The sequence below is a fragment of the Peribacillus sp. CSMR9 genome (assembly GCF_033141925.1).
Taxonomy (GTDB): domain Bacteria; phylum Bacillota; class Bacilli; order Bacillales; family DSM-1321; genus Peribacillus; species Peribacillus simplex_A.
The window spans coordinates 1-20,904 of the sequence record NZ_JAOPHO010000004.1; the positions used below are offsets into that span (position 1 = coordinate 1).

Genomic DNA, 20,904 nt, shown 5'->3' on the forward strand with positions numbered 1-20,904 from the left:
CTGAACCGCCGTATACCGAACGGTACGTACGGTGGTGTGAGAGGTCGGAGGCTAGGCGCCTCCTCCTACTCGATTTTCGAGGAAATATTGGCCGATATGCTGAAACATTTGAATTTCCGACAAATTTCTCGGGAAATAATTTGTTCTTAAGGAAAATAAACAGTTGAAAATCAGAAATAAATCCAAACCTCCTGTCCCATTAGGCATATATTCTTAACCAAGCTAATAAGATGTTATAAACCATGCAAAGAGAGTGTTTGAGGTGAGGAATCGTTTATTACAAATTATCTAATAGGTGAATAATTCTATCTTTCATTGTTTATAGGGCAGCGGTATTCGATTCGAAAAATACGAATCTCATTTCACACTTCTCACATCCAATTTGGGGAGGTCGAGTGGTGTGCACGATTACATCAAAGAAAGAACTATCAAGATAGGAAAGTATATCGTGGAAACTAGAAAAACAGTCCGCGTCATTGCAAAAGAGTTCGGAGTCTCTAAAAGCACAGTTCATAAAGACTTAACTGAGAGGCTGCCAGAAATTAATCCTGATTTGGCTAACGAAGTGAAGGATATATTGGATTATCACAAATCCATTCGTCACCTTCGAGGTGGAGAAGCGACAAAGTTAAAATATAAACGATCGGAAAGAGAAGAAGAAATCGTCAAATAATCTTTGTGATATCATTCCGGCATTTGGAAGCGAATCCAGCAATCAGGGGATGAATAAAGAGACATGGAATTGTGTCAGCTTTTTTCTTAACCTTGACTGCGGTTCCTTGCCGGAATTTTTTTGTGGGGAAAGACCGAAGATAGTACATAAGGCATCGGATTTTTTTACATATTGGAAAAAGAGGTAAAAATAGTCAGTACTAGTGTTTATTTATAATTCATACTTACTTGTGCCAATGCAATATGGTAAAATAAACAATTAGGACAGAAGTAGGTTATATGTGAGGATATTCAAGGAGGATTTAAGAAATGTTTGCTAGAGATATTGGGATAGATCTTGGAACAGCCAATGTTCTTATACATGTCAAAGGTAAAGGAATTGTGTTAAATGAGCCTTCGGTAGTAGCGATTGATAAGAATACGAACCGTGTTCTTGCTGTCGGGGAAGAAGCTCGTAAAATGGTAGGCCGTACTCCAGGAAACATCATCGCAATTCGTCCATTAAAAGACGGGGTCATTGCGGATTTTGATGTAACAGAATCGATGCTTAAGCATTTTATCAATACATTGAATGTGAAAGGCTTCCTTTCAAAGCCTAGAATTTTGATCTGCTGCCCGACGAACATAACAAGTGTCGAACAAAAGGCGATTAAAGAAGCTGCTGAAAAAAGCGGAGGGAAGAAAGTATTCCTTGAAGAAGAACCAAAAGTGGCTGCAATCGGTGCCGGCATGGATATTTTTCAACCAAGCGGCAATATGGTCGTGGACATTGGCGGGGGTACAACGGATATTGCCGTCCTTTCAATGGGGGATATCGTTACATCTTCTTCCATTAAAATGGCCGGTGACAAATTCGATAATGAAATTTTACATTATATCAAGCGGAAGTATAAGCTTCTGATTGGTGAACGTACAGCGGAAAACATTAAAATTCAGGTTGCAACAGTCTTCCCTGGTTCCCGTAATGAAGTCATCGATATTCGTGGACGAGATATGGTATCAGGATTACCTAGAACCATTTCGGTCAATTCGGAAGAAATTGAGGAAGCTCTTCGTGAGCAGGTTTCAATCATTGTACAAGCTGCAAAAAGCGTACTTGAGCGGACACCGCCTGAACTTTCTGCTGATATCATCGATCGCGGCGTCATTTTAACAGGCGGGGGAGCGTTGCTTCACGGGATTGATTTACTCCTCGCTGAAGAGCTTAAGGTCCCAGTACTCGTTGCCGAACACCCGATGGATTGTGTAGCGATTGGAACTGGAATCATGCTTGATAATATGGATAAATTGCCACGGCACAAATTCAACTAAAAAGCGGATGGAAATCTGCATCATAAGATAGGGGTCTAAGGTTCAGACAAACATGAGGCATAGTGAAAGTGCGTGCAGTTCTAGTACTGATGAGCAATAGGCCCTCTTCTTTTAGTCGAGAATTTAACACCATTCCTTTAAATCTGACCTAGCCTACGATACATATAAATTCTTCTGCCTAATGCTAGTCCTTTCCTTAAGATACTGACGTTCATGACCGATAAGATAAATATGAGAAATTGAACGGGATAAGTTATGTAGAATGAGGAGTGAAGAGGATGTTAAGAGGTTTTTATACAGCTGCTTCCGGGATGCTTACACAGCAAAGGCGCACAGAATTGCTCACAAACAATATGTCCAATGCGAATACAACAGGGTATAAAGCAGATCAAATGAGTGTAAGGTCTTTTCCGGAAATGCTTATCAGCAACATAGAAGGCAAAACGGTTCCTGCGGAGAATAAATTGAATTTGCCTGAATTATCCCAGGTCGGGGGGCTCAGTACTGGGGTTTACGTACAGGAGGCAAATCCTTTATTTACCCAGGGTACATTGGAGGAAACCGAGCTTAATACAGATATTTCCTTGGCCGATGAAAACCTTCCGATCAATGAAGAAACCGGTCTGCGAGGGTCGGTGTTTTTTACTGTTCAGGATGGTGATGTTGGCATCCGTTATACGCGCAACGGCAGTTTCACTCTAGATGGACAAGGTTATCTGACTACACCTGCCGGTCATTATGTATTGAATGAAAATAATAATCGAATCCAGCTTGATAGCGATCAGTTCACCGTAACGGAAAACGGTGTTATTTTAGAAGGGAATGTTCAAACGGCACGTCTCGGCATCGGTTATTCAGATGATCCATCATCACAGCTCATTAAGGATGGGGAAGGCTTTTATAAGGCTGTGAATGATGGGAAGTTACCTAGCGCATACACGTCTGAAGGGGTCGGTTTTTCTACTAAGCAAGGGTTCCTTGAAGGCTCTAATGTCGACCAATCGAGAACGATGACAGAAATGATGTCGGCATACCGCTCTTTTGAAGCGAGTCAGAAGGTTCTCCAAGCCTATGATAAAAGTTTGGATAAAGCGGTCAATGAAGTTGGCAGGCTTTAATTGAACATTAGCATAAAACCGCCTTTGGAAATTTGGACATGTAAGGGGAATATACATGAATCGTACCATGATGACAGCGACAAATACGCTGAACCAGCTTCAAAGTAAAATCGATCAAATAAGTAATAATATCTCTAATGTGGACTCGACTGCCTACAAAAAGACCCAAACGAGCTTCAATGACTTACTGACCCAGAGTTTCAATAATCAACCGAGTGAGACCAAGGAAAAAGGAAGGTTGACCACACCTGGCATAAGGCAGGGAACAGGTGCTAAGATAAGCCAGTCTCAATTGGTGCTTTCACAGGGGTCCTTAAAGACTACGGACCGTAATCTTGATGCTGCATTCACTAGTGAAGACCAATTCTTCACCGTAAGCGTTCAGGACGGTAAAGGGGTTAATACAAGGCTTACAAGGGATGGCGCCTTTTATTTATCTCCAAATGCGAATGATCAGGACCAAATGGTGCTCGTTACCTCTGCTGGACATCAGGTGCTTGATGAAAATGGTGACCCGATCCTTATTGACGGAAATGTTAGAGACATTAAGATTTCGAAAAATGGTTTTTTGACGGTCGATACGGAAGAATACGGAAAAAAGAGTTTTGGGCTCGGCATCGTCTCGATAAAGAAGCCGCAATTTCTTGAGCGGCTAGGCGGAAATTTACTTGGCCTGCCCGGAAACATCAATGAATTGGGTGTAACTGATGACGATATCATGACCGCATTAACAGGGGATTCCCGCAACCAAATAGCTATCCGTCAAGGAACTCTGGAGTCCTCAAATGTCGATCTTTCCAAAGAAATGACGGATCTTATCAATGTTCAGCGGTCTTATCAATTTCAATCCCGGGCTGTAACGATGGCTGATCAAATGAGCGGATTAATCAATGGAATCCGTTAAGTTATCGGGGAAAATAAAATGTCTCCCTGCGGAATTATAGCAAATCGGTTATAATGAATTCATATCAAAGAGAATCGTTTGTCCATAGCTGCCTATTTTCTGGAGTATGGGGGGAATCAGTCGGCGAGTTTTCTTAGAAAAAGGAGCTTTCACATTCTATATGGAACAAAATCGTGTAATGAGACAACAAATTGAAGAAGAGATAAAGGAAGTTGAGACGAAACCGAATCGTAGAATCAAGGTCCGTCTTTTGCCAATTTGGCTTCGTTTACTCATTGTTATCGGATTGATTTTCATTGCTGTGTTATCCGGGGCACTTATAGGATACAGTGTGATCGGGGGAGGACATGCAATGGATGTTTTCCAAAAATCCACATGGACCCATATTATTGATATAGTGAACAAGGATGCGTAGTTCCATTGAGGTAGTTGCTGTCGTTAACGGATTTATATTACATAGCAACTACGCCTCTGTCTTTATGGCAGGGGCGAGTTAACGTTATGTTAGAAATATTTAAATCATAGGAGGAACAAAAATGCTTGATATCACACAAATAAAGGAAATTATTCCGCATCGTTACCCATTCTTATTAGTGGACCGGATCATAGAAATAGATGAAGGGAAAAGAGCGGTAGGTTTGAAGAATGTCTCAGCTAATGAAGAATTCTTTAATGGTCATTTTCCGGATTACCCAGTTATGCCTGGTGTTTTAATTGTAGAGGCTTTAGCGCAAGTTGGCGCTGTAGCGGTTTTGAAACAAGAAGAATATAAAGGACGGCTTGCATTTTTTGCTGGAATTGATAATTGCCGCTTTAAAAAGCAAGTAAAACCAGGTGATCAACTGCGCCTGGAAGTAGAAATAGTGCGTATGAGAGGCTCAATGGGTAAAGGGAAAGCAGTGGCAACGGTAGACGGAGAAGTAGCATGTGAAGCCGAAATCATGTTTGCCTTTGGTGACAAATAAGAAGTGCATTCATTTTCGGGGAAAGAAAATGGACTAATATGACTATATTTTTAAAAGTGGTTTAAGGAATCGTGCAGCGGTGTATATATTAAAGAGTACTGCCTGGGCTTTTTTAATTAGACCCTTTCCATTCTCCCTTTGAATGCCGGACATTTTTATATGTCCGGCATTTTTTAATGATTAAATTCCAATAAATATGAGGTAAGTGTATTTCCTTCCTTTTTAAAATTAAAAATAGGACGCAAGTTATTTTCTCATTCGGGCAAAATAACTAATGATAAAGAAGGAAAGGAGGTTGCCAAAAATGAAGAAAAGAATTTTTGCACTAATTGGGGGATCTTTATTATCTATTATGTTCCTTGCTGGATGTGGAACGAATGATAAGGATAATGACAACAAACCCGCACCAGAAGATAATAACAACATCATAGATAAGGATAAAAATGGTGTAAAGGATAACAACGGCACGGATAATAACGACTTGAATGATGATAATAATGATGTGATTGATAATGATAATGATAATGACAATGACAATGACAATAATGATGCAAATGACTTGATTGACAAGAAACACGACGACAATAAGTAATTAGCACAGATTGAAAAAGACTGGCTTAGTTAAGAAGAGGATTATCATCCTTATTCGTCTAAGTCAGTCTTTTTTGTGTATATTCGATTAGGGAAATAAAGGGGGGGTTATTTATTCGTAGCTAATTTAGGCTTTGAACGGATTTTTTGCTTAAACTCATTTATTAATTCATCGCCGACGAGACCTTTTTGGACTAAATCTTCAAGAAGAAGTTCAGCATATTTGCTACGCGTTTTTTGGATGTGACCAAGGAATAATAGGCTATAATGGTTGCCTACTTTTCTTATGGTGCGTAAAACAGTGTGAAACAATGCCGGTTCATTGTCCTTTTTGGTAATGACGGCCTGGATATAAACCTCTCCGTCTATATTGGGGAGTGAGGGTTCAAGCTCTTTGAAATGCTTTTCTTCTACAAAGGCTTCCAGTAACCATGTTCTAGCATCGTTTTCTTTATTTATTATTAGTCCATCTGTTAATACAATATCAATCAATTGTAAATTCTCAGTAACAATTTGCAACGAAATTAATTTAAATGATTTCATCTAATTCCTCCATTTCTTGCCAGAAGAGTGATAAAAGCCCCTTCTTAAACGTGAATTTTATTTTATCTGGAATGGTTCATGTCGATTAATCCTTTTAAAGGTAATTATATCATACTAAAAGATAGTCCCTTAATGAAATGAAAACCCAGCAATTGTCTAAATTATGCAGGATAGAATAAAAATTTGCAAAATATTAAATTTTGTTAACTATGCGTTTATTACTTGATTTTAATCGAAAAAAATTGATTTTACATCAATTCAAACGGTTTTTTAAGAAGGAAAAGGGTGGAATAATGCCATTTCCTTCATTTTTTATTCGAAGGTAGAACGAGTATGATAAAAGCATATTAAAGAGGAAGGAGTGAAAAAATGATTAACCAAGTTACCCTCGTCGGCAGGCTTACGAAGGATCCCGAATTAAGATACACACCAGACGGCAAGGCTGTTTCCAATATAACGTTAGCAGTCAACCGGAACTTCCGTAATACTGTTGGTGAATATGAGGCGGACTTTGTACAGTGCATCATATGGAAAAGGTCTGCTGAAAATACTGCTCAGTACTGTAAAAAGGGTGCCTTAATCGGTATCACAGGCAGAATACAGACAAGGAGATACGAAAATCAAGAGGGTAAAAATGTATATGTTACTGAAGTGGTCGCCGAGAGGGTTCAATTCATCGCATCTAAACAAAACGATATTAAACCCAAGGATTTTGAACATATTGGCTTATAGTCTTACGTGGAGGTCGAGCATGAGTAAAGGAAATAAAGCTTGCCTCCGGGCAGGAGCAAGCTCGCTTTTAGACAATGCATGAGAAAAAGCGGATGGAAGAACTCATAAGTGATTTGATCCGTCATGTGGCGAAGACCCATGTGAAAACTTCGAATAATGAATATGAATTAGTACAGATTAATTTGATGCTTACTCAACTGAAAACACAAAACAAGTATTTATACGAACATAATGAAAAATTAATGCAACGAATTTCAGCACTTGAACAAAGCATAAAATATTCCGATGACGAAAAAACTTCTGTAAAGCTTGACTGTAGTATAAGTTCATTTTCATCCCTTACTTCCCCAAAGCAAATATAGCTTTTTCCTCGCTGGAAACTCCGATTTACCCTCATTTGGAATCAAGTTTTCTGATTCCCCTCTTTCATAGACTGCAAATAAGCAGTCTTTTTTTATGCCAAAATGTGAGTATATAAAAAATAAAAAAATATTCTGTTAAATTAGAATTTTTAGAAAATATATTGTAAAATTTTAATTTTGATGCAATAATAAACCAAATAATGTAATGGAAAAAAAGTTATATATAGGAAGTGATTTGATGGATGAACCAATTATTAAGGTGAATGGGCTGCGAACCAGTTTTCGTACTGACGATGGGGTGATTCCTGTCGTAAATTCAATCGATTTTCACGTCAATCCTGGTGAAGTTTTAGGGATTGTAGGAGAATCAGGATGCGGAAAAAGCGTAACTTCTTTATCCATCATGGGTCTGGTTTCTTCACCTGCTGGTAAGGTGGAGGGAGAAATCCTCTTTAAAGGGGAGAATATCGCAAATGCCTCTGAAGCGAAAATGAGAAAGATTCGCGGGAATGACATAGCGATGATATTTCAGGAACCGATGACAAGCTTGAATCCTGTGTTTACTATTGGAGAGCAGTTGGTTGAGACGCTTCGGATACATAAAAAATGGAACAAAAAACAGGCCCGACATAGAGCGGTGGAAATGTTGAAGCTGGTTGGGCTTGGCCGTGCCGAGGAATTGCTCAAAGAATATCCGCATCAGCTTTCGGGTGGAATGAGACAAAGGGTCATGATAGCAATGGCCATGATTTGCGAGCCGAAACTCCTTATAGCCGATGAACCGACAACGGCTTTGGATGTGACGATCCAGGCACAAATCCTAGAGTTAATGAAGAATTTAAATAAAGAAACAGACACGGCAATCATGATGATTACCCATGATCTTGGCGTTGTGGCGCAAATGTGTGAACGTGTCATTGTCATGTATGCCGGCAAGGTGATAGAGGAAGGAAATGTGCAAACGATTTTCCAAAATCCTAAGCATCCTTATACGGTCGGTTTACTTCAGTCGATTCCCGATATGCGAATAAAGAAAGATCGCCTTTACTCGATACCGGGCAATGTGCCAAAACCCGGGACAAGCAACCTCGGGTGCCAGTTTGCCCCCCGGTGCTCCCATGCCATGGAGCAATGTGTAAATGAAAACCCGTCTCTTTTGAAATTTGATGAGGGCAGGCATGTTCGCTGCTGGCTGTATGAAGATGGGAAAGGGGCTGCCTTGCATGAATCAAACATTGGTTAAGGTAGAAAACCTAAAGAAGCATTTTCCAATCAAAGGAGGGGTTCTCGGAAAGACCATCGGAGAGGTCAAGGCAGTTGATGGTTTGTCTTTTTCCATTTATAAAGGGGAAACCTTAGGTCTTGTCGGTGAAAGCGGTTGCGGAAAGTCGACGACGGGAAGATTATTGCTTCGATTGCTTGAGCCGAGCGAAGGGAATGTTTATTTCGAAGGAAAGGACCTGACGGCTTTATCTTCCCGTGAAATGAGAAAGATGCGCCGTGAAATGCAGATGGTCTTCCAGGACCCATTCGCTTCCCTCAATCCCAGGCATACTATTGAAAAAATATTGGAGGAACCGCTCATCGTTCATGGGGTTAAAGATAAAAAGGCGCGTAAGGCACGTGTGCAGGAACTTCTTAAGGTTGTTGGCTTAAGCAGTTACCATGCTAAAAGGTATCCGCATCAATTCAGTGGGGGCCAGCGGCAGCGCATTGGCATCGCCAGGGCACTTGCGGTAAACCCAAAGCTGATCATTGCCGATGAGCCGGTATCTGCACTGGATGTGTCGATTCAGGCCCAGGTTTTGAACCTCCTGCAGGATTTGCAGGAAGATTTTGATTTGACTTACCTTTTCATTGCCCATGATCTTGGAGTGGTGAGGCATATCTCCGACCGTGTCGGTGTCATGTATCTTGGACATATCGTTGAATTGACGGAAAGTGAAGGACTTTATGAAGATCCGCTTCATCCATATACACAGGCTTTACTATCAGCCGTGCCCATCCCGGATGTGGAATACAAAGGGGATAGGGTAATCCTGCAGGGTGATGTTCCAAGCCCATCTAACCCGCCAAGCGGTTGTCCCTTCCATACGAGATGCCCACAGGCCATGGCAGAGTGCAAATCAGTAAAACCCGTCTTGCATGAGCATAAACCCGGTCACTACGTTGCTTGTCATTTATACAATTGACATTTAACGTACACATAAATTTTTAAAAAAGTAAAGGGGGAAGAATATGAAGAAGACATTGGCTTTATTGTTGACTACTATCCTGGCGCTCTCACTTGCACTTGCAGGATGCTCCTCGTCTACATCAAAAGAGAAAGATGATGATAAAGGGGGATCAAATGAAGCGAAAGGGGGCGTTTTGATTTACGGTAAAGGCGGCGATGCAGTTTCACTAGATCCCGCTATAGTAACGGATGGTGAATCATTTATCGTCACACAGCAGGTTTTTGAAACACTTGTAAAATACGGGGAAGATAATACGGAAATAAAGCCAGGTCTTGCAGAATCATGGAAAGTTTCAGATGACGCAAAGACATATACATTCAAATTGAAAACCGGCATCAAGTTCCATGATGGCTCGGATTTCAATGCAGAAGCAGTTGTTAAAAACTTTCAGCGCTGGGCACAAAGTAAGGATGAAGCTAAATTTGCATACTATGCCTCTATGTTTGGCGGCTTTGAAGGTGATGAAGGTCATGTTATCAAAGAGGTAAAAGCCATTGATGATAATACAGTGGAATTCACGTTAAATCGTCCGCAGGCACCATTCTTGAAGAACATTGCGATGCCTACATTTGCCATAGCAAGTCCAACTGGCTTTGAAAAAGATGCAGACAATTTCGGTAAGAATCCTTCTGGAACAGGTCCATTCAAATTCAAATCATGGAAACCAGGCGATACGATTGAAGTGGTGAAAAATGATGATTATTGGCAAGATGGACTGCCAAAGCTTGATGGAATCACGTTTAAAGTCATTAAAGATAACTCCGCACGTTTAAATGCTGTAATCAAAGGTGAAGTTGATCTAATGGACGGGTTAAATCCAAGTGATATAAGCAAAGTAACAGGGGATGACAAACTACAAATATTCGAACGTCCATCCATGAATGTCGGCTACTTTGCATTCAATGTTGAAAAAGCACCATTCGACAAAAAGGAAGTACGCCAAGCCATCTCTCACCTAATTAACAAAAAAGAAATCATTGATAACTTTTACGAAGGCACAGCAGAGCCTGCCAAGAATCCAATGCCGCCATCTGTTTCTGGCTACAATGACAACATTGAAGACTATGACTACGATGTAGAAAAAGCTAAGGAATTACTTAAAAAGGCTGGACTAGAAGATGGGTTCAAAATGGACCTTTGGGCAATGCCGGTACCACGTCCATATATGCCAGATGGTCAAAAAGTGGCTGAAGCCATTCAGGCAAGCTTAAAACAAGTAGGCATTGAAGCAAATATCGTTTCCTATGAATGGGCTGCATACTTAGAGAAAGTGCAGGCTGGTGAAGCTCAATCTTTCATGCTAGGCTGGACAGGCGATAATGGAGATGCGGATAACTTTCTTTACACATTATTGGATAAAGATAATATCGGCTCCAACAACTATGCCCGTTATGCAAACGAGGAAGTCCATAAGCTATTGATCGAAGCTCAGTCCACTGCTGATGAAGCCAAGCGTAATGAGTTATACGGAAAAGCTCAGGAAATCATTCATGAAGAAGCACCATGGGTTCCACTTGTACACTCTTTACCACAACTTGCTGGAACTAAGACAATAAAAGGATTCGTTCCGCATCCAACCGGTTCTCAATCTTTAGTTAACGTGTCTATAGAGAATTAACCGTACGAATCGGGGAGTATGGATTTATGCATGCTGCCCGGTTTTGTTATGGAATGCATTTCAAAATGATCGAGGGCGCTTCGAAGGACCCTTATTTAAAAGGCGGGTGATTGTTTTGTTTTCCTATACCGTACGACGTTTAGGATCTCTCATTCCAGTGTTACTCGGAATGGCATTTATTGTATTCATGATGATTCGGGCGATCCCTGGAAATCCAGCACAAGTAATTTTAGGACAGCAAGCAACAAAAGAGGCAGTTGCGGCAATGACAAAGGAACTCGGTTTGGATAAACCTTGGTTCATTCAATTTTGGGATTATTTATCTGGCCTGCTAAAGGGTGACCTGGGTGTATCGTTAAAAACGAATAGTCCGGTTTCCGAAGAAATCGGGCCATACCTAATGGCCACTATTGAGCTTGCATTGATCGCCATGATCATCGCAGTGGTCATTGGTGTAAATGCAGGGATAATATCAGCATGGTTCCAAAACTCATGGTTTGATTATGTAGCCATGGTGATTGCATTGATTGGGTTGTCCATGCCTATATTCTGGCTGGGATTAATGGAGCAATACATCATTTCAATTCAATGGGATTTACTTCCGACGACAGGGCGGGATAATATCAGGGATCCCGTTGCGGCCATAACGGGCTTGTATTTGATGGATACACTCATTGCTGGCAGGGTGGATCAGTTTTTTGAAGTGATCAAACATCTCATTTTGCCAGGAATTGCGCTTGCGACCATTCCGATGGCCATTATTGCAAGGATGACACGTTCGTCCATGCTGGAGGTTATGAGGTCGGATTTCATCCGTACAGCCCGTGCTAAGGGAATGAGAATGTTTTGGGTCGTTTACAAGCACTCCTTCAAGAATGCATTAATTCCAGTGGTGACGGTTATCGGCCTGCAGACAGGATTACTTTTAGGCGGCGCCATTTTAACGGAAAACATTTTTGGATGGCCAGGTATCGGTACATATATTTATGATGCAATACTATCCCGGGATTATCCGGTCATACAGTCCGGAATTCTGGTCATCGCCTTTTTGTTTGTCATGATTAATCTTGTTGTGGACTTGTTGTATGCAGCGATCGATCCTAGGATTAAGTATAAATAGGGAGGGAAACTCATGCCTGAAATTGCAACGAATACATCGCCAATCCTTCCTCCTAAAGAAACAGAGGAAAAAGTCATCTCTCCCTGGAAGGAAGGATGGAAAAGCTTTAAGAAAAATAAGGTAGCCCTTGTTGGTATGGGGATTGTTTTATTTTTCATCTTAATCGCCATCTTCGCGCCGCTTATAGCACCCTATTCATTTGAGGGGCAAAAGCTAAGTGACAAACATTTGGCGCCGTCTGCGGAACACTGGTTTGGAACGGATGAATTTGGCCGTGATATTTTGAGCAGGGTCATTTATGGCTCGCGCATATCAATAGGAGTCGGCTTTTTATCTGTAGCAGGGTCTGTCGTGGTTGGATCTTTTTTTGGAATCATTGCCGGGTATTACGGTAAGTGGATAGATACAATCATATCGAGGGTCTTTGACATCATTCTGGCATTCCCAAGTATATTGCTTGCCATTGCCGTAGTGGCCGTTTTGGGGCCTTCTCTTCGCAATGCACTCATTGCCATTGCCATCGTCAACATCCCGATATTCGGGAGGCTTTTGCGTTCGAGAGTTTTAACGGTGAAAGAAGAGGAATATGTAACAGCTGCCAAGGCAATAGGAATGGGGGATGGCAGGATTCTACTTCACCACGTCCTTCCGAACAGCCTTGCACCCATCATCGTTCAAGGTACTTTGGCGATTGCCACCGCCATCATTGAGTGTGCAGCACTCGGGTTCCTTGGTCTCGGTGCTCAACCGCCGGCACCAGAGTGGGGTAAAATGCTTGCCGATTCGAGGTCATTTATCATTCAGGCACCATGGACGGTGCTGTTTCCTGGTCTTGCGATTATGCTAACTGTCCTCGGCTTTAACTTAATGGGTGATGGACTGCGCGATGCTTTGGATCCAAGAATGAAAAACTAGAAGTAAATGGGTGATGTTAGTTTTAACATCACCATCTTTTTGTCGATTATCTTGTGAATCTATTAATATATGAAAAATAATGACAATATCCTAGTTCTAAATAGGGAAATAGTGACTATTATCTCTTAAAATCACCCCAAAAGTTGTGATACTTTTATACTCAGTAAGAAAATTCCAAATATTCATTATTTTAGAGGGGGAAAAGTTCATTGATTAAACGTAGCTTGTCCATTCTAGCAATCTTTCTATTAGTGTTTACTGCAAGCGTTTCCGCTGCCCAGCTTCCGAATTCACCGAGCGGCTCTGGTGAAGGGAAGAAAAATAAGCAGAATATCCTGAAGTTGAAGAAAAACGATATGGGAAAGAATTATAAAAGTAACGAGAAGGTCAGGGTCATCGTAGAGATGAAGGAAGCGCCTGCGATAGAAATAGCTTCCAAAGAGGGTAAGCTATTTAAACAGTTATCGAAAAGTAAGAAACAACAATTAAAGTCTGAAAAGCTGGCTAACCAGAAGAAATTGAAAAAAAAGGTGAAAGCGAAAAAAATAGCTTTCAAGGAACTTGAAAGCTTTACGACAGTCGTCAATGGGTTCAGTGGTGAACTTCAGTATGGTGAAATCAAAAAGGTGGAAGCCATGCCTGAAGTTGCTGAGGTACATATAGCGAATGAATATGAACGTCCTGTAGAAAAACCCGAGATGCTTTATAGTAAAGAACTTGTCCAAGCCCAGGAAGCTTGGCGGGAATATGGATATAAAGGCGAAGGGATGGTCGTCGGGATTATCGATACTGGAATCGACCCATCACACCGTGATATGGTCCTAAACGACGAGAATAAGGCAGAACTGACTGAAAGTGAAATTAGCGGAATAAAGGAATCTAGCCATCTATTAGGCAACTATTATACGGCGAAGGTACCTTATGGATACAATTACATGGATGAAAATGAAGAAATCCTTGACCTTGGTGAAGGGGCCTCCATGCATGGAATGCATGTAGCAGGAACCGCTGGCGCCAATGGGGATGAAGAGAATGGCGGCATTAAAGGGGTTGCTCCTGAAGCCCAGCTGCTAGCATTGAAGGTCTTCGGAAATGATCCCGCCATGCAAACAACTTGGGGCGATATATATATTAAGGCAATTGACGATGCAATCATCCTTGGGGCAGATGTGCTGAATATGAGCCTTGGTTCCACTGCAGGTTTTGTATCAGCAGAAGATCCTGAGCAGCAGGCGGTATCTAGAGCTGTTGATAATGGGATTCTCATGTCGATTTCAGCAGGAAACTCGGCTCACTTTGGAAATGGATTTGCAAACCCGTCAGCCTCGAACCCGGATATTGGAGTTTCAGGTTCACCTGGACTTGCTTATGATTCGGTACAAGTTGCATCGGTCGAGAATAACTATATGGATTTGGATGCGGCGACATATGATATAAACGGGCAAGCAGGAAAAGCGCCGTTCATGTCGGCCTCAAGCGTACATCCCAATGCATTAAAGGATAAAACATATGACTTGGTCGCTGCAGGTCTTGGGACGCCAGGGGAGCTTTCCAAAGTGGATGTAAAAGGAAAATTCGCCCTCATCGAGCGCGGCACGCTTTCTTTTATAGAAAAAGCGCAAAATGCCCAGGCAGCAGGAGCGGCTGGCGTGATTATTTTCAATAATGCTGACGGATATATCTCCATGGCTACAGATCCAAGCATCACCATTCCGCAGCTGTTTATGTTGAAATCGGATGGTGCAAAGCTGAAAACGGCCTTAATGGATGGAGAAAAGGTGAAGATTACCTTTAATGGTGATAAAACAAAAGCTGTAAATCCAGAAGCAGGAAAAATGAGCTCATTCAGTTCATGGGGAGTCGCACCGAACCTGGACTTCAAACCGGAAATCACTGCTCCAGGCGGACAAATTTATTCGACGTTGAACAATGATGAATATGGTATGATGAGCGGTACTTCGATGGCTGCACCACATGTTTCCGGCGGCTCTGCACTGGTTCTTGAAAGAGTGGATAAAGACTTTAAATTAGATGGATTTGCCCGGGCAAATTTGGCTAAGAACCTGATGATGAATACTTCAAAACCATTAACGGATCAGGGTGTCGTAAATAAGGCCCTTGACTGGGATAACCCTTACTCGCCTCGCAGGCAAGGAGCTGGAGTCATGCAGCTGCAAGCCGCATTGTCCACACCAGCTGTCGTGACGGAGGCATTCACGAAAGAAGCGAAGGTTGCAATGAAGGAGATCGGCAATAAGTTCGCGTTTACTTTAAAGGTTGAAAACTTCAGCAACAAAGCAGTCAAATATGATGTAAAAGGAAATATCCAAACAGACTATGCAATCCAGGGACAACTGGGTTATTCCGCTAACCAGTTAGAAGCACAGGAAATTAAGGACGCTTCAATTAAAATCAATAATAGAAATACAAATAAGATTACCGTACCTGCAAAAAAATCGGTTACATTCGAAGTGAAAGTGGACATATCCAATGCAAAGGTGCTTGGAGATGACCTTCAGACTCTTGTAGACATTGACAAGGTCTTCCCAAATGGATATTTTGTTGAAGGGTTCATTTCATTGAAGGATCCAGCTGACACTCATCCGGAACTGCATGTACCGTATGTAGGGTTTAAAGGGAAATGGGACAAGGCACCGATCCTGGATGGCACTATATATGATAAAGAGTCTTTCTATGGCAGGGCAGGAGGAGTATCGACAGCAGGGAAAGATTTCACTTATCTTGGCTATGACCCTGCAGGAAAAACATTTAATGGAAAAAATATTGCGATTTCCCCCAATGGCGATGGAGCACAGGATGACTTCGTGCCGGTCCTATCATTCTTGAGAAATGCGAAAAAGGCAGAGTTCAATATATTGAATGGTGAGAACAAATCAGTCCGGAAAATTCGCACGGAGAATAATGTGCGAAAGGACTATTATGATGGTGGAAAAGGGTCTGCATACACAATTAATCCAGCCCGTAAATGGGACGGTAAAATCAATAATGCACTCGCTAAGGATGGGGTCTATTATTTTGAAATCAAAGCGATGATAGATTACGAGGGTGCAAAATGGCAGACGTTTAAAATGCCTATCAAAATCGATACGGTAAAGCCGACAGTCAAGATTTCGAAAAAAGGTAATGTATTAACCATCCAAGGTAAGGATAATTTGAATGGTTCAGGACTTGCCTATTACGATGTACAAGTCGATGGAGCATCCATAATGGAAGAGCCGCTTCCAGCGAATGCGAAACAATTCACTCTACCTGATGTAAAAGGGGAAAAGGTTCAGGTAGTGGCAATTGACTATGCAGGTAATGAAAAAACGGCTGAAACTGAATTAGCTAATGATTCAGCTCCAATCGATAATCATGCACCAGCTGTAAAGATCAAAAGTCCTGAGGCCTTAAGCGTGAACAATAAAAATAAAATCAAAATAACAGGAGATATTGAAGAAGCGTCGGAAATCAAAGAATTTAAAATCGATGATAAAACGGTCCCTGTAACGTATAACAAAACGAATAATAAATATGAATTCACTTATGAAAAGAAGTTTGAAGATGGCGTCCAAAACTTTACGGTTAAAGCAACGGACAAATGGGATAACACGGTTTCCTTTAAACGGACGATTATGGTCGATGCAACAAAGCCAGGTTTAAAAGTAAAAGGTGTACCGGCAACTGTGGGAGTCAAAGGCAAAAATCCAAAAGTGGATGTGACGGTAGAAGATAATTTCGATGAAATCCGCCTTTATCTAAACGGAAGCGAAGTTTTCTATAATGAATTCAAGGAACCATATAAAATGCGTGCCTATAAGAAGAAGATAGAGGATTTGGAATTGCCGCTTAAATCAGGCAACAACAAGTTTGAATTTAAGGTGACAGATCTTGCAGGAAATGAATCGAAGAAATCCTTTAACATCAATAAAGCAAAAAAATGACCAAAAACAGCCCTCTTATCCAAGAGGGCTGCAGTTTGTAGACATAATTGATTTTACCGATAGTTTTTTTGAGGGTTTGTGTAATTCGAACGTTGATTGGAACTTTTTTAAAGAAAAAACTGAAGGCAAACTCGCTTTATTCAAATTTGTCTTCAGTATGAGTCCTCTTATCCAAGAGGGCTTTTTTTTCCGGATTATGGATTTGAAGTATAATTCTTTAGGTGTAGTTTCCTGTGTTTTCACTGTGCTAATATGGAAATCTATTAGTGGGGAATTATTTTTATTATCTAGCAGGTATTTGGTGAAAGATAAAGGAATTAGGTATAAAGAATCAGAAAAAAGGAGGATGTCTATGATTTATAAGAAGAAATCGAGCAAAAAGGTATATAGTCGTGGAATTACAGTGAAATTTGAAGAAATAGGAAGCCACAGGTCAAATCTTACAAAACCAAGTTTTTTTGATGCACTTCAGCACGTCAATTCTCCATTTGAAAAGGAGCCCCGCTCGGATTCACCCTATCAGGATTATCCCCTATGTCAGGAGGTTACCCTTTCTTTTTTTGAAAAGGGTGCTAAAACATCTATTAATTATGACCCCCACCAGGAAAAAATCACCATTGAGGAAAGTTCAGATGAATATCAGCAGAATAAGGGTGAGGCGCTTACCGCAATCCTCGATCATATTATGATCAATCATGGAAATCACCATTCTTTTTTCATCATCCAACCGAAAGAGTGGAATGTAAAAAGGAAGGCCGCTACCCCGTGATATCCTCTTTAACTTTCTTAGGCAGGTGACTTTCGTTAAGTGAAACGTAATTCGACAACTTCTTTACCCACTCAGATTGTTCAGTTCAATAAGAATGGGGCTGCCAAGGCAGCTCCATCAATGTCTCAACACGATGATGTCATGTATCAAATCAACCGCCGAATGATCTTTGAGAGGGTTTGGATACCATAAGCTAATTGTTCCTCCGAGGCGTATGAATATGAAAGCCGTAGATGCGTATTGTTATTTGGTTCATATATGTACCCCGGATTAAGGAGAAGATTCTCCTTTATCGCTTGCTTGAAAAGGCTTTGATTCACAATTGGTTTACATAACTTTACCCATATATAAAATCCGCCTTGAGGTATTTGCCATTCTGCAAGTCCCTTAAAATATTGATTGAGAAGAGATAATGTAAAATCTCTACGTACTATCAACTGATGCCTTAGCCACTCTAAATGCTTTGTATATTGACCACTTTCTAACCATTCTGCGACAAGGTGTTGAGACAGTGCACTTGAACCGTAATCCATTTGCATTTTAATATCTGCTAAACGTTCAATCACAGTTATTGGACCAGCAATCCATCCGATGGGCAATCCGGGGCTCAATGTTTTGGACATACTGCCAATGTGCAATACAAGGCCATCTGTATCAAGGGATTTTATAGGTAGCGGTGGTCTCTTTTCAAACCACAAGTCACTATATACGTCATCTTCAATAATCGGAATCTGTTCTTTTTTGCATGTGGATAAGAGGTTTAGTCTTTCTTCTTTAGTCCATGTAGTATTGGTTGGATTGTTAAACGTTGGAACAGTATAAAACAGTGACGCTTTCTTCCTTCCATTGATGCGCTTTATTTGTGTCGGAATACTTTCCCGGCCTTGTTTTGATAAACCTACTAAGTCCATCCCCGCAGATTGAAAGGGATGAACAGAATTTAAATAGGAAGGGGATTCATGTAAAACCATTGAGCCCTTTTGAAGTAAACCAACTGAAATCAACTGGAGTGCTTGAAGCCCGCCAGAAACGATCATGAGGGAGCCTGGGCTAGCGTTGATTCCTTTTGTTTCTAAATAAACACTTATACTTTGGCGTAGCCTCTTATCACCCTTGGGTTCAGAATAACCTAATGAGTGGGCGTCAAAAGAAGTGGATTGCAAAGACTTTTCGATTTTTTTAGTAGGCAATAGAGTTGGAGAAAGTTCACCGGTGCCCAATCTGATGATGGCAGAGTCCGTTTCATGCTGATTAATGTCCTGAATCGTTTTTAAATTAGGTTCATGAAGGCCATTGCGGACATAGTTTTTCCAGTCGGGCTGTTTGCTAGAGACGAGCACATTCCATGTGTTATTCGAAACGAATGTGCCAGATCCAACCCTAGTTTCTAATAATCCGTCCGCAATCAATTCATCCATAGCTGTAATGATGGTACTTCGGTTTACGCCAAAAGAATCGGCTAATGAGCGTTGTGATGGAAGCTTGGTCGCAACCGGCCATTCCCCTTGTGTAATTTGTTGTTTCATCCAATCTACTATTTGTTGGTGTAGTGATATGCTCGACGGCCGGTTTGGCCTCCAGTCGATAAACATACGAAAACCACCCCTTTCATGTTCTAAATTCATTATAAATTGGTTGGGTTGAATACCAACCAAATGGAGGGTCAATTCCTTTGTCTTTTTCATTATACTGAATGTGAATGGAGGGAAGTATTCGTATGGGACCATTTTTTCATGGATTATTATTGGCATTGGGGCTGATACTTCCATTAGGAGTGCAAAATGTATTTATTTTTAATCAAGGTGCAATCCAACCGACCTTAAAAAAAGCATTGCCTGCAACGATCACAGCTGCCATTTGTGATACAGTGCTCATCCTGTTAGCTATTTTGGGTGTTTCGTTGATTGTCATGCAATATGATTGGCTGCGTCTTACATTAATCATATTCGGAGTCATTTTTTTATTGTATATGGGTTTTCAAATTTGGTCTGCCAAAGCGAACCCACAGTCGGACGCTCAAACTATGCAAATGTCCACCAAAAAACAAATTGTATTTACCTTATCAGTATCATTACTGAATCCACATGCAATCTTGGATACGATAGGTGTAATCGGTTCGAGCTCACTTGTTTATTCAGGAATGGATAAAGTGATTTTCACGGGAACATGCATCGTTGTGTCATGGTGCTGGTTCCATGGATTATGTTTTGCGGGAAGGTTGTTGAAAAAGGTTGATGCATCAGGCAAATTCCTTGGAATATTAAATAAAATCTCTGCAATCATCATCTGGATTACGGCACTCTATATGGTGAAATCGATTTTTTGAAACAGAAAATGACATCTGAGTTCGAACTTGACTACAGTTTTTTTATGGCTTGTACAATTTGAACGTTGATTGGAACGTAGGGCACTCGCTTTCCGCGGGCGGTCCGCCCTCGGCTTGCGCCTGCGGGGTCTCCCCTAGACGCGCTTTTCCCGCAGGAGTCTCGCACACCCGTTCCAATCAACTTTGTTATAAAATTAAAATCTCCTTTTGCCTACAGTCTTTTTTGTTTTAAAATGGAAGTATTAAAACTTGAAGTGATGACGATGCTTTCGAAACATGATTCCATTCAGCGAGATCAACTTGAAATGATTACTTTAGATCAACTGGTGCCAGCGACCATTTGGTTCGAAAAATGGAGGCCGCCATTGACTTCTCAAACAATATGACTTGGTGAAAGATATGTATTCAGAGGTAGGAAGCACAAGTATTGATCCAGTTATTTTAGTTAAACTGACATTCATTCAATATAACTTCGGTATTCGTTCCATGCGTAAAACGATCGAAGGAGTTGAAACAAATATGGCTTACCGGTGGTTCTTAGGCTATGGTTTCCATGATAAAGTGCCTCTTTCAACGTTCGGGAAAAATGATGAGCGACACTTTAAAGATACAGACTTATTTGAACAGATTTAGATCGATGGTGGATGGCTACTTAAGTATGGGCGGACAGGGAAAGTTATATACCAGTGAAAGGTTTTCAGAGTTTGGAAAATGAAGTAACTGAGGTCATTTTTGCAGCATTAACCGGTGCTTTTTGAATAAAAAGGAGAATACATA

The 20,904-nt window shown here is 41.0% G+C and carries 18 protein-coding genes and 1 pseudogene; 17 read left to right on the forward strand and 2 right to left on the reverse strand.

Going from position 1 to position 20,904, the window contains the following annotated elements:
* Positions 1-400: 400 nt before the first annotated feature.
* The 7 genes from spoIIID to N9I19_RS04375 all read left to right on the forward strand — a co-directional run bounded on the left by spoIIID (position 401) and on the right by N9I19_RS04375 (position 5,562).
* Positions 401-673, forward strand: coding sequence for a sporulation transcriptional regulator SpoIIID (gene spoIIID / locus N9I19_RS04345; protein ID WP_034315767.1), 273 nt, complete (start codon positions 401-403; stop codon positions 671-673).
* Between the two features lie 308 nt (positions 674-981).
* The gene (gene mreB / locus N9I19_RS04350; protein WP_057911932.1) at positions 982-1,983 is read left to right on the forward strand and encodes a rod shape-determining protein; all 1,002 of its coding nucleotides are present in this window, start codon (positions 982-984) and stop codon (positions 1,981-1,983) included.
* 278 nt (positions 1,984-2,261) lie between these two features.
* A complete protein-coding gene (locus tag N9I19_RS04355; RefSeq protein WP_317777083.1) occupies positions 2,262-3,101 on the forward strand; it encodes a flagellar hook-basal body protein in 840 nt (279 codons plus the stop codon).
* A 55-nt stretch (positions 3,102-3,156) separates the two neighbouring features.
* Positions 3,157-4,005: a flagellar hook-basal body protein gene (locus N9I19_RS04360; protein ID WP_317777084.1), complete on the forward strand. Its 849-nt coding sequence runs from the start codon at positions 3,157-3,159 to the stop codon at positions 4,003-4,005.
* 160 nt (positions 4,006-4,165) lie between these two features.
* Entirely contained in the window at positions 4,166-4,420 is a 255-nt protein-coding gene (locus tag N9I19_RS04365) for a DNA-directed RNA polymerase subunit beta (RefSeq protein WP_061466309.1), read from the forward strand.
* A gap of 121 nt (positions 4,421-4,541) precedes the next feature.
* Positions 4,542-4,970, forward strand: coding sequence for a 3-hydroxyacyl-ACP dehydratase FabZ (gene fabZ, locus N9I19_RS04370; RefSeq protein ID WP_061465660.1), 429 nt, complete (start codon positions 4,542-4,544; stop codon positions 4,968-4,970).
* Positions 4,971-5,274: 304 nt separating this feature from the next.
* Positions 5,275-5,562, forward strand: coding sequence for a hypothetical protein (locus N9I19_RS04375; RefSeq protein ID WP_317777085.1), 288 nt, complete (start codon positions 5,275-5,277; stop codon positions 5,560-5,562).
* Between the two features lie 107 nt (positions 5,563-5,669).
* Here the strand turns inward: N9I19_RS04375 and N9I19_RS04380 are convergent, their stop codons facing one another.
* Positions 5,670-6,104, reverse strand: a complete 435-nt coding sequence (locus tag N9I19_RS04380) for a YwpF family protein (RefSeq protein WP_089362008.1) — start codon at positions 6,102-6,104, stop codon at positions 5,670-5,672.
* A gap of 369 nt (positions 6,105-6,473) precedes the next feature.
* Between N9I19_RS04380 and ssb the strand changes: the two genes are divergently transcribed.
* The 8 genes from ssb to N9I19_RS04420 all read left to right on the forward strand — a co-directional run bounded on the left by ssb (position 6,474) and on the right by N9I19_RS04420 (position 17,801).
* Positions 6,474-6,836, forward strand: a complete 363-nt coding sequence (gene ssb, locus N9I19_RS04385; RefSeq protein ID WP_061465657.1) for a single-stranded DNA-binding protein — start codon at positions 6,474-6,476, stop codon at positions 6,834-6,836.
* A gap of 600 nt (positions 6,837-7,436) precedes the next feature.
* On the forward strand, positions 7,437-8,441 hold the full coding sequence (locus N9I19_RS04390) for an ABC transporter ATP-binding protein (RefSeq protein ID WP_317777086.1): 1,005 nt from the start codon (positions 7,437-7,439) through the stop codon (positions 8,439-8,441).
* The gene (locus tag N9I19_RS04395; protein WP_061465654.1) at positions 8,422-9,390 is read left to right on the forward strand and encodes an ABC transporter ATP-binding protein; all 969 of its coding nucleotides are present in this window, start codon (positions 8,422-8,424) and stop codon (positions 9,388-9,390) included. The genes N9I19_RS04390 and N9I19_RS04395 overlap by 20 nt, the downstream gene beginning before the upstream one ends.
* 46 nt (positions 9,391-9,436) lie before the next feature.
* Positions 9,437-11,053 carry an ABC transporter substrate-binding protein gene (locus N9I19_RS04400; RefSeq protein ID WP_061465653.1) on the forward strand — a complete coding sequence of 539 codons (1,617 nt, stop codon included), beginning with the start codon at positions 9,437-9,439 and terminating at the stop codon, positions 11,051-11,053.
* A 115-nt stretch (positions 11,054-11,168) separates the two neighbouring features.
* Positions 11,169-12,173, forward strand: coding sequence for an ABC transporter permease (locus tag N9I19_RS04405; protein ID WP_061465651.1), 1,005 nt, complete (start codon positions 11,169-11,171; stop codon positions 12,171-12,173).
* Between the two features lie 12 nt (positions 12,174-12,185).
* Positions 12,186-13,088, forward strand: coding sequence for an ABC transporter permease (locus N9I19_RS04410; protein ID WP_089362004.1), 903 nt, complete (start codon positions 12,186-12,188; stop codon positions 13,086-13,088).
* A 209-nt stretch (positions 13,089-13,297) separates the two neighbouring features.
* A complete protein-coding gene (locus N9I19_RS04415; protein ID WP_317777087.1) occupies positions 13,298-17,032 on the forward strand; it encodes a S8 family serine peptidase in 3,735 nt (1,244 codons plus the stop codon).
* A gap of 352 nt (positions 17,033-17,384) precedes the next feature.
* Positions 17,385-17,801, forward strand: coding sequence for a hypothetical protein (locus N9I19_RS04420; protein ID WP_317777088.1), 417 nt, complete (start codon positions 17,385-17,387; stop codon positions 17,799-17,801).
* Between the two features lie 146 nt (positions 17,802-17,947).
* Here N9I19_RS04420 and N9I19_RS04425 read toward each other — a convergent pair whose 3' ends face one another.
* The gene (locus tag N9I19_RS04425; protein ID WP_317777089.1) at positions 17,948-19,393 is read right to left on the reverse strand and encodes an aminotransferase-like domain-containing protein; all 1,446 of its coding nucleotides are present in this window, start codon (positions 19,391-19,393) and stop codon (positions 17,948-17,950) included.
* Between the two features lie 125 nt (positions 19,394-19,518).
* Here N9I19_RS04425 and N9I19_RS04430 point away from each other — a divergent pair, with 125 nt between their 5' ends.
* On the forward strand, positions 19,519-20,127 hold the full coding sequence (locus N9I19_RS04430; RefSeq protein WP_317777090.1) for a LysE/ArgO family amino acid transporter: 609 nt from the start codon (positions 19,519-19,521) through the stop codon (positions 20,125-20,127).
* 263 nt (positions 20,128-20,390) lie between these two features.
* Positions 20,391-20,757 (forward strand): annotated as a pseudogene (locus N9I19_RS04435) (transposase); the annotation flags it as partial.
* Positions 20,758-20,904: the final 147 nt, after the last annotated feature.